This window comes from Citrobacter sp. MGH 55 (assembly GCF_016906145.1).
Classification (GTDB): domain Bacteria; phylum Pseudomonadota; class Gammaproteobacteria; order Enterobacterales; family Enterobacteriaceae; genus Citrobacter_A; species Citrobacter_A amalonaticus.
Window position 1 is genome coordinate 1064486 of sequence record NZ_CP070239.1, and the last position, 16214, is coordinate 1080699.

A 16214-nucleotide genomic window follows, 5' to 3' on the forward strand; every position below is an offset into this window, starting at 1 on the left:
CCCATGAGGGGAAAGACGATAAATAGCGAAAATGGGGCCATGAAACCAAGACGGTTTTCAGTCAGGCCCTTGATTTACGCCAGCGTGGTGAGCGCTGGCGTATTGTTGTGCACCTTTTCCGCCCACGCGGATGACCGCGATCAGCTTAAATCCATTCAGGCAGATATCGCCGCCAAAGAACGTGCTGTTCGTCAGCAACAGCAACAACGTTCTGGCCTGCTTGCGCAACTGAAGGCGCAGGAAGAGGCCATCTCCGCCGCCGCACGCCAGTTACGTGAAACGCAAAACACGCTTGCGCAGCTGAACAAACAAATCGATGAGATGAATGCTTCTATTGCGAAGCTGGAACGGCAGAAAGCCAACCAGGAGCGCAGCCTTGCCGCGCAGCTGGATGCCGCGTTTCGCCAGGGTGAACACACGGGTATTCAGCTTATCCTCAGCGGTGAAGAGAGCCAGCGCGGTCAGCGTTTGCAGGCCTACTTTGGTTATCTGAACCAGGCGCGCCAGGAGACGATCAACGAGTTGAAGCAGACTCGCGAAGAGGTCGCCGCCCAGCGTGCCGAACTGGAAGAGAAGCAGAGTCAGCAACAGACGCTGCTGTATGAACAGCGCGCCCAGCAGGCGAAGCTTGAACAGGCGCGTAACGAACGTAAGAAAACCCTCGCCGGGCTGGAATCCTCCATTCAGCAGGGCCAGCAACAGCTCAGTGAACTGCGCGCCAACGAATCCCGTTTGCGTAACAGCATTGCCCGTGCCGAGGCGGCCGCCAAAGCCCGTGCCGAACGAGAAGCACGCGAGGCGGAAGCGGTACGTAATCGCCAGAAAGAGGCCACCCGCAAAGGCACCACGTACAAGCCCACCGACAGTGAGAAATCGCTGATGTCGCGTACCGGCGGTCTGGGTTCGCCACGCGGCCAGGCATTCTGGCCCGTTCGTGGCCCCACGCTGCATCGCTATGGCGAACAACTGCAAGGTGAGCTACGTTGGAAGGGGATGGTTATCGGTGCGTCTGAAGGCACTGAAGTGAAAGCCATTGCCGATGGTCGCGTCATTCTGGCGGACTGGCTGCAGGGATACGGACTGGTCGTCGTCGTTGAACACGGCAAGGGCGACATGAGTCTTTATGGCTACAACCAGAGTGCGCTGGTCAGTGTCGGTACGCAGGTTCGCGCCGGCCAGCCGATTGCGCTGGTGGGTAGCAGCGGGGGTCAGGGTCGACCGTCGCTCTATTTCGAAATTCGTCGCCAGGGTCAGGCCGTCAATCCACAACCGTGGTTGGGAAGATAAGTTTTGCCTCAGTTTCGTCGTACTGTTCTTTCATTCGCCAGCCTGCTGGCATTCGCCTCCCCTGTTTTTGCTGGCAAACTCGCCATCGTCATTGACGATTTTGGCTACCGCCCGCATTACGAAAATCAGGTGCTGGCGATGCCCTCTCAAATCTCCGTCGCCGTGCTACCCAATGCGCCTCATGCGCGCGAAATGGCGACCAAAGCGCATAACAGCGGTCATGAAGTGCTGATCCATCTGCCGATGTCACCGCTGAGTAAACAGCCGCTGGAGAAAGACACCCTACGTCCGGAGATGAGCAGCGACGAAATTGAACGGATCATTCGCGAGGCGGTTGGCAAAGTGCCTTACGCGGTGGGGCTCAACAACCACATGGGCAGCGCAATGACTTCCAGCCTGTTTGGTATGCAAAAAGTGATGCAGGCGCTGGAACGCTACGATCTCTATTTTCTCGACAGTATGACCATCGGTAACAGTCAGGCGATGCGTGCCGCATCCGGAACCGGCGTAAAGGTGATTAAGCGGAAAGTGTTTCTCGACGACACGCAAAACGACGTGGACATTCGCCGCCAGTTTACCCGCGCGATTGATCTGGCCCGCCGCAACGGTTCTGCCATCGCGATAGGCCACCCTCATCCGTCGACGGTACGTGTGTTACAGCAAATGGTGTATAACCTGCCAGCCGACATCACCCTTGTCCGTCCGAGCAGCCTGCTCAATGAGCCGCAGGTAGATACCTCCACGCCAAATTTGACACCGCCGAAAACCAACGACGCCCCGCGAAATCCATTCCGCGGCGTGGCGTTGTGTAAAGCGAAGAAACCCGTAGAACCGGTCTATACCAGTCGATTCTTCAGCGTGTTAAGCGAAAGCATCAGTCAGAGCACGCTGGTGAACTGGTTCCAGAATCAGTGGCAAGGCTGGGGAAAAACACCCCGTGATGACAGCGTTAACCCAGATTAAGCGCTTTACGTGCAGTACGATGGTGCGAACGCGTTTTGTCGCGCCATTGGTACAATCTCACTGACCACAGTAACGCCTGATAGGCGACCTTGGCGCTGCGCACGTTCATTATCATACGTTTATACATCCCCGAGGTAAAAATCTCGGCGATCATTCGCTGCCGCGTCAAAATATCGGGTTCTTTGCGCACGGAATGACAAACACGCAATGCTTCATACGTTATTTGTTGATGAAATTCAGGATAGATAGTAATCCTGTCTGCGTAATTCCGATTCAGCTTCTCTAATAATCGGGTGATCTTAATGTAATGTCGCTGATAGTTCAGATTTTTATTACCCTGACGTTTCAGTCGGCTGACAGAATTATTATGTAAGAAATATTTATACAAGGATTCTTCCGTATAACGCGCACGCAGCGCGTTAAACATAAATTCCGTGGTCCACACAATATCCTGATGATGTAATCCGGGAATAAAGCGGATGTTATTCTTTTCAATCACATCCCGACGATAAACCCCCATCCACACCACGTGGGTCCAGCGGCGGGAAGAAAGCGCCATACGCAGCCAGTCAGGACCGGTGAGTACGCCGGTTGAACGGATCCGGTCGGTCGGAATAGATTGCCAGGTCACGCCGGTATCCCGCTCGCTCCAGTCGGCATTGCACTGCGCGACGTCCAGATCGTCCTCCAGCGCCATTGTCATTAGCGTTTCGTACATGTGCGGATAGACGAGGTCATCGGCATCAACAAATGCGATGTACTTACCACTCGCCACCTCCATCCCGCGGTTACGGGCGACCGATGCTCCGGCATTCGCCTGGTGGAGCAGTCGTACATGAGGATAGTTTTCGGCGTAATACTTTGCTATATCAACAGAATTATCCGTTGACCCGTCATTGACAATAATAATTTCCAGGGCAGTCCATGTTTGCGCGACGAGAGATTCCATGCAGGCTTTAAAATCATTACCCGCATTATATAACGGGATAATAACACTGAGTCTGTTTGTACTTTTCATCATAATAAATTACCGAATGCCTTTGAAGTTATCCGCCTTTTTACAGCCTTTGTATTAAGAAACGATTAAGGCTGATAATAATATTTGTAAAGGCTCCAGGAGACTTCAGCGTAGGGGCATCAGGTAAACAGCAATATAAGACTACGACGCAATTACGAATTATTTATGACAATGACAATTCTTTACAGCTTTCCAGATATTCCTCAGGAAATAAGGCCGGATTTTCCGGCCTTATCTGATTAATTCCAGCTGAGAATGACTTTCCCGGACTGGCCTGAACGCATAGCGTCAAAGCCTTTCTGGAACTCATCAATCGAGAAGCGGTGGGTGATGATCGGCGACAGATCCAGACCAGACTGAATCAGCGCGGCCATCTTGTACCAGGTTTCGAACATCTCGCGGCCGTAAATGCCTTTAATGAACAGTCCCTTAAAGATCACCTTCGTCCAGTCGATAGACATGTCTGAGGGAGGAATGCCCAGCATCGCAATCCGACCACCGTGGTTCATGGTGTCAAGCATCGCGCGGAATGCTGGCGGCGCACCGGACATCTCCAGGCCGACATCAAACCCTTCAGTCATGCCCAGTTCGTCCATCACCTCGTTCAGGCTCTCTTTCGACACGTTGACTGCGCGGGTGATACCCATCTTACGCGCCAGTTCAAGACGGTATTCGTTCACGTCGGTGATCACCACGTTGCGTGCACCCACGTGCTTCGCTACCGCCGCCGCCATGATGCCGATAGGGCCAGCCCCCGACACCAGCACGTCTTCGCCGACCAGATCGAACGACAACGCCGTATGCACCGCGTTGCCAAACGGGTCAAAGATGGAGGCCAGGTCATCCGAGATATTGTCCGGAATTTTGAACGCGTTGAACGCCGGGATCACCAGGTATTCTGCGAAACAGCCCGGACGGTTCACGCCCACACCTGTGGTATTACGGCACAGGTGCGTGCGTCCGCCACGACAGTTACGGCAGTGTCCGCAGGTAATGTGCCCTTCCCCAGACACGCGGTCGCCGATTTTGAAGCCTTTCACTTCCTGACCGATACCGACCACTTCGCCAACGTACTCATGGCCGACAACCATAGGAACCGGGATGGTTTTTTGCGACCATTCATCCCAGTTATAGATGTGAACGTCAGTGCCGCAGATGGCTGTTTTACGGATTTTAATCAGCAGATCGTTGTGGCCGACTTCCGGTTCCGGAACGTCGGTCATCCAGATGCCCTCTTCCGCTTTCAGTTTGGATAACGCTTTCATCTCACATCCTCAGGCAATAACGCCCAGTTGTTTACCAATGCGGGTGAAGGCTTCCACCGCGCGGGTGATTTGTTCCGGGGTATGCGCCGCAGACATCTGAGTACGAATGCGCGCCTGGCCTTTCGGAACAACCGGATAGAAGAATCCTGTGACGTAAATGCCCTCTTTTTGCAGCTCGCGGGCAAAGTCTTGTGCAATCACCGCGTCACCCAGCATCACCGGGATAATCGCGTGATCGGCGCCGGCCAGGGTAAACCCGGCGGCAGACATTTGCTCACGGAACTGACGCGCGTTGGCCCACAGGCGATCGCGCAGTTCACCGCCAGACTCAACCATCTCCAACACTTTGATGGAGGCAGCGACAATCGCCGGCGCCAGCGAGTTAGAAAACAGATACGGGCGAGAGCGCTGACGCAGCCATTCAACCACCTCTTTGCGCGCGGCGGTATAGCCACCAGACGCGCCGCCAAGCGCTTTGCCCAGCGTGCCGGTGATGATATCTACGCGGCCCATCACGTCGCAGTACTCATGGGAACCACGACCGTTCTCTCCGACAAACCCCACCGCGTGAGAGTCATCGACCATCACCAGCGCGTTGTATTTGTCAGCCAGATCGCACACGCCCTTCAGGTTGGCGATGACGCCGTCCATTGAGAACACGCCGTCAGTGGCAATCAGCACATGACGAGCCCCGGCGTCGCGCGCTTCTTGCAGACGCGCTTCCAGTTCCTGCATATCGTTGTTGGCATAGCGGAAGCGCTTTGCTTTACACAGGCGCACGCCGTCAATGATAGAGGCATGGTTCAGGGCATCGGAAATAATCGCATCCTCGGCGCCGAGCAGCGTTTCGAACAGGCCGCCGTTGGCATCAAAGCAGGAGGAGTAAAGAATGGCATCTTCCATGCCGAGGAATTCAGCCAGCTTTTGCTCAAGCTGTTTATGGCTGTCCTGGGTGCCGCAGATAAAGCGCACCGACGCCATCCCGAATCCGTGAGAATCCATACCGGCTTTTGCCGCAGCAATCAGCTCTGGATGGTTCGCCAGCCCCAGATAGTTGTTGGCACAGAAATTAATGACGTGGCTGCCATCCGCCACCGTGATATCGGCCTGCTGAGCAGACGTAATAATGCGCTCTTCTTTAAACAATCCTTCCGCACGGGCGGTTTGCAGATCGTTGGTTAACTGTTTGTAAAAATCCCCACGCATTGCGATTCTCCAGACTGGGCAAATTTCAGCACATCTTACCTAACCCTGGACGCTGATACGAGATGACGCATTATCACTTCTTTAAAATGCAGGATAAATCACGCGTACCCACACGACCATTCGGTGAATGGCTGAAGCCAACGCTATGTAGTGATATGATAAGAGGTATTCGTGTCTGAGATTGTCTCTGACTCCATAATTCATAGGTTACAGTTATGATCATCGTTACCGGCGGCGCGGGCTTTATCGGCAGCAACATCGTTAAGTCCCTGAATGATAAAGGCATCACCGATATCCTGGTGGTGGACAACCTGAAAGACGGCACCAAGTTTGTTAACCTGGTGGATCTGAACATTGCCGACTATATGGATAAAGAAGATTTCTTAATCCAGATTATGGCGGGCGAAGAGTTCGGCGAGATCGAAGCCATTTTCCACGAAGGGGCCTGCTCTTCCACCACCGAGTGGGACGGTAAGTACATGATGGATAACAACTATCAGTACTCCAAAGAGCTGCTGCATTACTGCCTGGAGCGCGAAATTCCGTTCCTGTATGCCTCTTCCGCTGCCACCTATGGCGGTCGCACGTCTGATTTCATCGAATCCCGCGAATATGAGAAACCGCTGAACGTTTACGGTTACTCTAAATTCCTGTTTGACGAGTATGTGCGTCAGATCCTGCCAGAAGCCAATTCACAGATCGTCGGCTTCCGTTACTTCAACGTCTACGGACCCCGCGAAGGCCATAAAGGTAGCATGGCAAGCGTGGCTTTCCATCTCAATACGCAACTCAACAACGGCGAAACGCCGAAGCTGTTTGAAGGTAGCGAAAACTTTAAGCGTGACTTCGTGTACGTCGGCGACGTGGCGGATGTAAATCTGTGGTTCTGGGAGAACGGCGTGTCCGGTATCTTTAACCTGGGTACCGGTCGTGCAGAATCCTTCCAGGCGGTGGCAGATGCCGCGCTGGCATACCATAAGAAAAGTGAACTTGAGTACATTCCGTTCCCGGAAAAACTGAAAGGTCGCTACCAGGCATTTACTCAGGCCGATCTGACCAACCTGCGCGCTGCGGGCTACGATAAGCCCTTCAAGACCGTTGCCGAAGGCGTTACGGAATATATGACCTGGCTGAACCGCGACGCGTAAGGCAGGCAATCTATGAGGATTCTGGTGATTGGCCCGTCCTGGGTAGGCGACATGATGATGTCGCAAAGTCTCTATCGCACGCTCAAGGCGCGCTATCCCCAGGCGATAATCGATGTGATGGCACCGGCATGGTGCCGTCCGTTGTTATCGCGGATGCCGGAAGTCAACGAGGCAATTCCAATGCCGCTCGGCCACGGCGCACTCGAACTTGGCGAACGCCGCAAACTGGGTCACAGTCTGCGTGAAAAACGCTATGATCGCGCTTACGTGTTGCCCAACTCGTTTAAATCAGCGCTGGTTCCTTTCTTTGCCGGTATCCCTCACCGTACGGGCTGGCGCGGTGAAATGCGCTACGGCCTGCTTAACGATGCGCGCGTACTGGATAAAGCCGCCTGGCCCTTAATGGTCGAGCGTTACGTGGCGCTGGCCTACGATAAAGGCGTGATGCGCACGGCGAAAGATCTGCCGCAGCCGATATTGTGGCCGCAACTCCAGGTGAGCGAAGGTGAAAAGTCGTTAACCTGCAGCGCGTTTTCGCTTTCTGACGAACGTCCGATGATTGGCTTTTGCCCCGGCGCGGAGTTCGGTCCGGCAAAACGCTGGCCGCACTACCATTATGCGGAGCTGGCGAAACAGCTCATCGATGAAGGCTATCAGATAGTGCTGTTTGGCTCGGCGAAAGATCATGAGGCTGGAAACGAAATTCTGGCGACATTGAGTGATGAACAACAGGCGTGGTGTCGTAACCTGGCGGGCGAAACACAGCTCGAACAGGCGGTCATATTGATTGGCGCGTGTAAAGCCGTTGTCACCAACGACTCCGGCCTGATGCACGTCGCCGCGGCGCTGAATCGCCCGCTGGTCGCTCTCTATGGCCCAAGTAGCCCGGATTTCACCCCGCCTCTGTCACATAAAGCACGTGTGATTCGCCTGATAACGGGCTATCACAAAGTACGCAAAGGCGATGCCGCCGAAGGCTATCATCAGAGTCTGATCGACATTACGCCGGCGCGCGTGCTGGAAGAACTCAACAGTCTGTTACTGCAAGAGGAAGCCTGACGAATGCGGGTTCTGATCGTCAAAACGTCCTCAATGGGTGATGTGCTACATACCCTGCCGGCACTCACGGATGCACAACAGGCCATCCCCGATATTCAGTTTGACTGGGTGGTTGAAGAAGGGTTTGCGCAGATACCGTCCTGGCATGCCGCGGTGAACCGTGTCATCCCCGTGGCGATTCGCCGTTGGCGTAAAGCCTGGTTTTCCGCGCCGATTAAAGCAGAACGCAAAGCCTTTCGTGATGCCGTACAGGCTGAGCGTTATGACGCTATCATCGACGCCCAGGGACTGGTGAAAAGCGCGGCGCTGGTCACACGTCTGGCGCATGGGGTTAAACACGGCATGGACTGGCAAACCGCGCGTGAACCGCTGGCCAGCCTGTTCTATAATCGCCGCCATCATATTGCCAGACAACAGCATGCCGTAGAGCGTACGCGCGAACTGTTTGCAAAAAGTTTAGGCTATCAAAAACCGGCGTCGCAGGGCGATTATGCCATTGCGCAGCATTTCCTTACCTTCGGAAGTACGGGTGAACAGCCCTATGCCGTCTTTTTGCATGCCACAACGCGCGATGATAAGCACTGGCCGGAAGCAAACTGGCGAGCGTTAATCGGTCTGTTAGCTGACAGTGGGATAAGCATTAAATTGCCCTGGGGCGCGCCTCATGAAGAAGCACGGGCGAAGAGGTTATCTGAGGGATTCGCTCACGTTGAGGTATTACCGCGAATGACGCTGGAAGGCGTCGCACGCGTGCTGGCGGGAGCAAAATTTGTCGTTTCAGTCGATACGGGGTTAAGCCATCTGACCGCCGCACTCGATCGACCTAACATCACGTTGTACGGTCCTACGGATCCAGGGCTCATTGGTGGTTACGGGAAGAACCAGGTGGCGTGTCGTGCGCCAGGAAATCAATTAGCAATGCTAAACGCTGATTCAGTCCGCGACGAACTATCATCATTATTATAAAGGTAATTGAATGCCAACCTTGAGTCTTATCAGTCCCTGGCGTCACTACGCCACGAAGACGTCTTCAGCACTGGAAGTAACAACTTATTTGCTCTGTGCCATCACGCTGATTGTCGCAATGTTTGATAATACGCTAAGCATGAAGTTATATAATGTTACGGCGATATTGGGTCTGTTGGCGCTGCTATTACGCGGTAAACCTGAAAGCTATTCGGTACAGTATTGGTTGCTACCGCTCGCTATTTTTAGCATCGGCGCGCTGGATGTCGTCTGGTATTCCGCCTTTAAGGTTGATCACTCTCCCTTTCGCGCGACCTATCACAGTTATTTGAACACGGCGAAAATCTTTCTCTTTGGCGCTTTTCTTACTTTATTGGCGCTGACGTCAAGAATTCGCATTAAGAAAGAGTTACCGCTTTATATCCTGTATTCACTGTCATTTTTTATCGCGGGATATGCATATTACATAAAATCCACTACTGGCATGGCTCGTCTTGATTTCGGCATTGGTACGGCTACGGGCGCCGCCTACTCCATTATGTTTGTCGGGATTGTCAGCGGAATATCGATTCTCTACACCCAGCGGAATCACCCGATATTATTTTTATTGAATGCCATCGCGATATTCTATGCCCTGGCACTTACCCAGACGCGTTCCACGCTGTTGATCTTCCCGGTGATCTGTGCGCTGTCGTTGGTTGCCGGGTATATCAAGTCGCCAAAAAAACTCTTCTTTTCAGTCATTGGCTTTTTGATTGCGCTGGTTGTCCTGATCGCCATATTCAGTAAGCCGATTTATAACCGTTACCATGAAGGTGTTTCAGATTTGAATCGCTACAGTCAGGGCAACAGTAATAGTTCTCTGGGCGCACGGCTGGCGATGTATGAGATTGGCTTTGATATCTTTAAAGACGCGCCGTTCGCGGCACGCTCGGCCGATACGCGGGCACAGCGAATGACGGAATTAGCGAAAGAACATAAGTACCTGCAAGGCGCACTCGAATTTTCGAATGTCCATTTGCACAATGAGTTCATCGAAGCCGCCTCACTGAAAGGGATTGCCGGGGTTCTGTCGACGCTTTTCTTCTATATCGCGTTGTTCTTTACGGTCTATTATCACCGTTCGCTGGGACTGTTTGCCTTAACGTTAGCCGCCATTGGAATCGGGCTGAGTGATGTTATTCTCTGGTCCCGGAGCGTGCCAATCATCTTAATAACCGCGATCGTTTTAATGCTTTTCCTCAAGAAAAACCGACAGCACGGCGATATTGCGTCACAATAACCTGACGATCAGAAGTGAGCTATCACTCACTTCTGGTGTTTTGACAGCAACCCCTCTACCGATTCAGTCAGCACCTTCAGGCTAATATCCTTCACCGTATACGTAGGAGAGACCACCTGTAACGCATTGCAGTTATTCGGTGCCCAGATGAGGTGTGAGGGGTAGGTCGTTTGTCGCGCATTTGGGTAAAGCGCGAGCGTAGGAATTTCATATGCCGATGCAATATGGACCAGTGCGGTATCCACGGAGATCACATACTGACTGAATTTTGTCAGTGCAACCGTATAAATGAATTCTTTAAAGGGCAGTGATTCAATGCCCGGTATCGCAATAGAGCGAATATCTTCGGCTAAGCCGGTAAAAATAATTCGGTAACACGGATACTGTTTACAGAGATGCGAATAAATCGTACCGATCTGCTCATCAGACAGTCGGCAGATTTTCTTTGCCCCTAATGCATTGATAATAATTATTTTTGAGTCGCCAACAAAATTCAGAACATCTTTTTCAACCGACTCTGGCAGCGGTAAATCATAACTCACATCAAATTCATGACGTTCATCGCCATAAAAATGACGCAGTATTTCACTGGCCCGTGTACACATATGCGCCGTTAACTTCTCATCATGCGGATGGTAAACGGTATAGTAACGTTGATACCACTTATCAAAACCCAGGATATGAGCGTGTCTGACACCCGACAGCAACAGGCTGTGACCAAAGGAAGGCATGGTTTCAAAAGGATCAAGTACGATATCGAAAGATTCGCGGGAAAGACATTTACGTAATGCCAGTACATCACTGATTGCATTTGATTTTTTAATATAAAACTGATGTATCCGACGATTACCAGAAAGAAACGCTTTCCCCGTTTCTGTGGTTAATATTGACAGTTGTACACCACGATTAGTCAGTTCGCGATACAGCGAACTCAATACAATTAAATCGCCTAACTTGTTGTTATCATGGATTAGCAAGCAGGTCTGAATCTTGTCTGCATTAATTTTTGCATTCTTTTTCCTGGCGAAGAAAAATGACAAAAAATTAATCTTGATTTTATTAATGCAGAATCTTTTTTTCTTATGAAAAGCACCTAAACCCATGCGAGTTACCACACTACAAATATAAAAGAGGTTAATACTAACTTACATAAGAATCGGCACGATCGTGAAGATCATGCGCATTGTTCATGATGTGCTGTCTGGAGGGTAACGCTGCGACATCCGCTGCCTTAATATAGGGAATAATATCGTAGCTTATTGCAGTATCGTCAGACAGATTATAGATATTAAAGTCGTCAACGCTCTCACACATAAACTGGAAAAATGGCAGAATTTTGATTAAATCCTTGCTCAGTTCAGAAGGCATTGGATTGCGACTCTCATCATAAAAACGTGCACAGCTCCCGGTGATATCTAATCCGGAACAGATCGTGTTGTCATAACCTAATGAATACGCTATCTGCATCGCCGTATACGCCACTGTATGGCATGAGCAGTAACCTAAACTGATATCTTTACTAAATCCAACCAGTCTTTTACGTTTAGAAATGGGCACCCGAATCAAGAGATTCTTATTCCATTTTGAAAGCATTTCTAGCTTCAGTTTCTTGAAAAAGCCGCCTTTTTCACGTTTATAAAATGCGCGTAAAATCAAACAATGAGTTCGCATATATTTCTTATCTTCTTCGGTAGCGGCTTCATAAACATCCATATTGACGACAGTAAACTTACTCGCCCGGCTAAATTGATAAAAATCGTGACGCCTTTGTAGCAAAAAACGCGCATCTGTTAAGACATAAATGAAGGGAGTAATACTATTACTGAGCAAGTATTCCGCAGCGCCGTTAACAGTAATGACATCATTGTTCTGCAAAAGAGAAAGCGGTGTCCCTCGGGAGGTGGGTCCCGATAAGAAAATGATCACGTTATCAGATGTTCTGTTGGCAATAAGTTGCTGAACACCTGCTCGAGTTATAAACTTAACATTACTCATATGAAACCTGTAGGTTTGTCATGCAACTTAAATCACGATGAATCTTTGAGGAAAGTGTTCATGGTTTATCTTTAGCGAGGATGAGCAAACCAGACCGACCACATTTGCTCACAAAATATACAAACTCATTTTTGCATTTAGAACGACTAAAAGCAATATTCTAAATAATCACATTGAAGCTTAGCGCACACTTTTACCTTTCAGACGGCGCAGGAAATTCCGCCACTTTTTCTTATAAACCAGGAGATAAAATCCAAGGTCTTTTCTATTATTTTCAATACCATAGTGGCGTTCTAAATCAATACGATCTTTCGCCATTCTCTGTCGGGAAGGTCTTTTTCCGGACAGATCGATTATTCTTATTTCATCATTTTGTAATATGAAGTTACCTTTATGCGGATCACCTGAGACCATACCATGCTGATGCAACCCTTGAATGGATTGCTTTATCTTCTCCTTCACATCATCGGAGATGACAGGCAGGTCTACCAGTTCAACCCCCTCGATATACTCAATGATCATGATGTAAGTATGCACATAACGAAGGGTCTTCACTTCAGCAAGCAAATAAAAGTCATTTAAGGCGTCAAAACCTTCCTGCCGCACGCGATCGGTCTGGTAAAAAAGCTTTTCGTAGTAATCCCCTTTAACCAACGACTTAAAAAATCGCTCAGTATTTTTTACTTTAGGGTGAAATACTTTCAGGATATATTTTCCATGGTCAGTATCAATTAATACGACCTTGGTATCCTCAATACTACGAAAGACTCTTAATACTTTAAGATTATGCGTTAAAAAATCATTGAAAATATCAATGTATTTCTCGCCATCTTGTTTTACAAATACGGTATAGTTTCTAATTTTTGTTTCAGTGATCATAATTATAAAGGTATTATTTCGCTAAAATTTTACGATAGAGGTACGCTACACCCGCAATTGCTCCACGCAGATAATGTTTTTGAACCAAAAGATGTTTATATCTTTTTTTATACTCAACCATCGTTCGCGCATCTTTGGCAGGAGCATCTTTCCACGGTGATTTAATAAATGCATTAGTATAATAAATCGCGGAGGGATAATTTGCCCAAGCATGCCAGGGTTTTGTCGCCCCTGTATAGTGAATCAGTTTTGTATCAGCATGGATTATATTTAAATATTTTTCATGCGTCTTATCGCTTAATTCACTTTTAATGGTATAAATTGTATTGTATTCACGAGGTAAAAAATAAACTTTATCGCGCAGCAGTATATTCAGGACATCCTGATCCGGATATTTAAAAAAGGTTGCACTTCCATCACTGTCTGTCAAAAGAGACAACGCCCTGGCAGTTAATTGGTTCTCAGCCCATCGCCTGAGATTTATCAAGACAACACCGGAGTTGAAATATCGACCCTGAAGATTAAAAGAGGGTAGCCTTTCATTTACCCTGGACTGTATTGAGTCAACGTCTTTTACCACGGCAGCGACGTTATCATTGAGATCAAGGTCCAGAAGATAATCCAGCGGGCCTTTGCAAATGACATCAGCATCAAGATACAGCAATTTTTCTAGTTTACGGTGCAAATAATCAAAAGCGAAAAGTCGAAAATACATGGCTCTTGACCAGACCTGTGTTTTCGGCAATACCTCAAGGCATTTGACATTGATAAGATATAATGAAACTTTTATCTTATGTTCTTGCACCAACGCTTCAATCTTATCAACGAAGCTTTGTGTATAGTTGTCGCAGATAATATGAAAAGCAACATTTATATCATTATGAATTAATACCGAGGTAATAGACACCCCGACACCATCAAGATAGTTCTCATCAATTCCATAAGAGATATTTAATGTATTACCATTATTATCATAGCGCTCATCAAAAACTTTATATTCTGCTATCTCTATTTCAGGAAATGAGTCCACTGCGTCACCTATAATTATTTTTATTTAATAATTTTGCTTTTAAAGTAAAGTGCATAATCTACCAGACCAGAGAAATATTGCTTCTGGTTGAACATATGCTTCGCCGCATAACGCAACTGATGACTGTTGTTAGGTTTCAGCAATTCAACATTACACCAGGGTGATAACTTTTTCGCATTCAAAAAGCTTTGCGCGATAGGGTAGTTGCCCCATTGATGCCAGGGCTTAGTCGGCCCAATATAATGAATGAACACCGTATTTTCATCCACAGGGTTAACCACATCACGCTTTAATTCGTAATTGATGCTGAATTGGGTATTAAACTTCTTGCTAATAAAACGCGCCTTGCCGACCAGTAACATATTCAGTACATCCTGGTCCAGGTGAGTGATACGCTGTACTACATCCGGATCGCGTAACATCTCGATGGCCTTGCGGGAAATATCCTCAGTGGTCCAGACAGGAAGATTAATCAGCAAAAAGCCGGCATTAAAGTAGCCAGAAACCAGTCCCGGCGTTGCCAGACTGAGTGAGCGCTTCGTCCACCACTCTGACTCTCCCTCCGCTACCACGGCCGCAATTTCATGTTCAGCAAACTGGAGGTCAATCAGTTCTTGTACACTTCCCTGACAGGCAATATCTGCATCCAGATACAGTACCCTGTCCATTTTTCCCGCGAAGTGGTCGGCGATAATAAACCGGAAGTACGTTGCATATGACCAGTTTTTAGTACTTGGTAATGATTTCAACTGCTCGCAGTCAACGAGATATACCACGATTTGGGTGGCGTATTGCTTTGCCAACGCATTAAATCTCGCCTGTTCCTCATTGCTAAATGAGTCAGTAAAAACATGAAAGGAAAACGGAGTATCGGGGTTAGCAATTAGTATTGACGCAATGGACACACCGCAACCAAAAAGGAAGTTCTTGTCAATGCCATAGGCAATATTAAAGCTATCAACATCACTATGTTCTGCATAGTTATAATCTAAAGTCTGCTGAATGACTTTTTCTTCAAAATACGTTTGAGTCATAGTGATCACTTATTGATTTTGGAAAATATCGCACTTCTTAAATGCTGAAAATAGACTTCATTATAGAAGTTATCTATCGTCTCAGGAATAAGATGACTATCATACTTCATCTGACCTGAGAGGATTTGATTGAGCAGATGAGTAAACTGTTGGAGATCCTTCGGAGGATACAATTCACCATTGATACCCGGTTTGATCATATCCCGTGGACCAGACATACAGTCAGAGCTAATGCACGGAATGCCATACGACATGGCTTCCAGCAGGGTCATCGGAAAGCCCTCGAATGATGATGTCAGCAACAGTGCCGTGACGTTCTTTATCTTGTTTTGCACCACATCCCAGGGAGAGACCTGCCAACCATGCCAGGTAATACGATTATCAATCCCCAGTTCTCGTCCATAGGACTGACATTTTTCAAAATCTGAACCGTCACCAACCACATGCAACTGCCATTCGCCTTCCGCATGGGATAATCCATCCAGCAGATCCTTAATCCTTTTTTGCCCTTCAAACTTCATCCTTCCGACATACAGAAAGACCGCGGGTTGGCCTTTTTCTGGTTGCGGAATAATTTCTGACTTTCTGGAAACGGGATTATAAACAACGGTAATGTTTTTTTTATCAATACCCCGTTCGATCATCTGGTGTTTGATACCACTACTGATTGCCAGATGATAATCTGCCCAGCTAACACATTCGGCGTGTTTTTTATGATCCAGCGAAAAATGTGGCCAGGAGAATATCGTAAAATTCTGGCCTGATTTCTTCCGCGCTTTACTGGCGAACAGGCAAGACAGCACATCAATACAGATCACCACATCGGGTTCTGTTTTCTTTAGCCAGTGGCTAAACGTATGGATATGCTTTGCCCGACGTAAAAAGCCCAGACGGATAGTGGAGAAAGAGCATGAGTAGTTAATACCGCTTAACCACGCCTTATCCATTTTGTCATGTCGGCAAAAGAAAAACATCTCACACTGGATTGCAGAATGTTCGGCCTGAAAGTTGTTGATAACATCCCGGATGACCGTTTCCATTCCACCAAACCCGGACACAGCTTCGCCAATAAATGCGATTTT

The 16214-nt window shown here is 48.6% G+C and carries 15 protein-coding genes; 6 read left to right on the forward strand and 9 right to left on the reverse strand.

The window, feature by feature from the left end; genetic code table 11:
* Nucleotides 1-3 precede the first annotated feature (3 nt).
* Both envC and JTI98_RS04320 read left to right on the forward strand, forming a co-directional pair.
* A complete protein-coding gene (gene envC / locus JTI98_RS04315) occupies nucleotides 4-1287 on the forward strand; it encodes a murein hydrolase activator EnvC (RefSeq protein WP_216081958.1) in 1284 nt (427 codons plus the stop codon).
* Nucleotides 1288-1290: 3 nt separating this feature from the next.
* A complete protein-coding gene (locus JTI98_RS04320) occupies nucleotides 1291-2250 on the forward strand; it encodes a divergent polysaccharide deacetylase family protein (protein WP_216081959.1) in 960 nt (319 codons plus the stop codon).
* Here the strand turns inward: JTI98_RS04320 and JTI98_RS04325 are convergent.
* The 3 genes from JTI98_RS04325 to kbl all read right to left on the reverse strand — a co-directional run bounded on the left by JTI98_RS04325 (nucleotide 2237) and on the right by kbl (nucleotide 5739).
* Complete coding sequence (locus JTI98_RS04325) at nucleotides 2237-3271, reverse strand: glycosyltransferase (RefSeq protein ID WP_216081960.1); 1035 nt, start codon at nucleotides 3269-3271, stop codon at nucleotides 2237-2239. The two genes, JTI98_RS04320 and JTI98_RS04325, sit on opposite strands and share 14 nt — an antisense overlap.
* 236 nt (nucleotides 3272-3507) lie before the next feature.
* Nucleotides 3508-4533, reverse strand: coding sequence for an L-threonine 3-dehydrogenase (gene tdh, locus JTI98_RS04330; RefSeq protein WP_042998613.1), 1026 nt, complete (start codon nucleotides 4531-4533; stop codon nucleotides 3508-3510).
* Between the two features lie 9 nt (nucleotides 4534-4542).
* Complete coding sequence (kbl, locus tag JTI98_RS04335) at nucleotides 4543-5739, reverse strand: glycine C-acetyltransferase (protein ID WP_042998614.1); 1197 nt, start codon at nucleotides 5737-5739, stop codon at nucleotides 4543-4545.
* A gap of 215 nt (nucleotides 5740-5954) precedes the next feature.
* Between kbl and rfaD the strand changes: the two genes are divergently transcribed.
* The 4 genes from rfaD to JTI98_RS04355 are packed head-to-tail and all read left to right on the forward strand — an operon-like array spanning nucleotide 5955 to nucleotide 10194.
* Entirely contained in the window at nucleotides 5955-6887 is a 933-nt protein-coding gene (gene rfaD, locus JTI98_RS04340; protein WP_042998615.1) for an ADP-glyceromanno-heptose 6-epimerase, read from the forward strand.
* 12 nt (nucleotides 6888-6899) lie between these two features.
* The gene (rfaF, locus tag JTI98_RS04345) at nucleotides 6900-7946 is read left to right on the forward strand and encodes an ADP-heptose--LPS heptosyltransferase RfaF (RefSeq protein WP_058587401.1); all 1047 of its coding nucleotides are present in this window, start codon (nucleotides 6900-6902) and stop codon (nucleotides 7944-7946) included.
* Nucleotides 7947-7949: 3 nt separating this feature from the next.
* Nucleotides 7950-8912 carry a lipopolysaccharide heptosyltransferase RfaC gene (rfaC, locus tag JTI98_RS04350; RefSeq protein ID WP_216081961.1) on the forward strand — a complete coding sequence of 321 codons (963 nt, stop codon included), beginning with the start codon at nucleotides 7950-7952 and terminating at the stop codon, nucleotides 8910-8912.
* 10 nt (nucleotides 8913-8922) lie between these two features.
* Complete coding sequence (locus JTI98_RS04355) at nucleotides 8923-10194, forward strand: O-antigen ligase (protein WP_156595040.1); 1272 nt, start codon at nucleotides 8923-8925, stop codon at nucleotides 10192-10194.
* 26 nt (nucleotides 10195-10220) lie between these two features.
* Here JTI98_RS04355 and JTI98_RS04360 read toward each other — a convergent pair whose 3' ends face one another.
* The 6 genes from JTI98_RS04360 to waaB all read right to left on the reverse strand — a co-directional run.
* Nucleotides 10221-11297: a glycosyltransferase family 9 protein gene (locus tag JTI98_RS04360; protein ID WP_216081962.1), complete on the reverse strand. Its 1077-nt coding sequence runs from the start codon at nucleotides 11295-11297 to the stop codon at nucleotides 10221-10223.
* A gap of 37 nt (nucleotides 11298-11334) precedes the next feature.
* Nucleotides 11335-12189 (reverse strand): 3-deoxy-D-manno-oct-2-ulosonate III transferase WaaZ, encoded by an 855-nt coding sequence (gene waaZ / locus JTI98_RS04365; RefSeq protein ID WP_058587397.1) that lies wholly within the window; start codon nucleotides 12187-12189, stop codon nucleotides 11335-11337.
* 180 nt (nucleotides 12190-12369) lie between these two features.
* On the reverse strand, nucleotides 12370-13068 hold the full coding sequence (rfaY, locus tag JTI98_RS04370; RefSeq protein WP_216081963.1) for a lipopolysaccharide core heptose(II) kinase RfaY: 699 nt from the start codon (nucleotides 13066-13068) through the stop codon (nucleotides 12370-12372).
* Between the two features lie 13 nt (nucleotides 13069-13081).
* Nucleotides 13082-14098, reverse strand: a complete 1017-nt coding sequence (locus JTI98_RS04375; protein WP_216081964.1) for a glycosyltransferase — start codon at nucleotides 14096-14098, stop codon at nucleotides 13082-13084.
* A 20-nt stretch (nucleotides 14099-14118) separates the two neighbouring features.
* Nucleotides 14119-15132, reverse strand: coding sequence for a lipopolysaccharide 3-alpha-galactosyltransferase (gene waaO / locus JTI98_RS04380; protein ID WP_044267563.1), 1014 nt, complete (start codon nucleotides 15130-15132; stop codon nucleotides 14119-14121).
* Nucleotides 15133-15137: 5 nt separating this feature from the next.
* The coding region (gene waaB / locus JTI98_RS04385; protein WP_216081965.1) for a lipopolysaccharide 1,6-galactosyltransferase at nucleotides 15138-16214 on the reverse strand (1077 nt) is incomplete at its 5' end.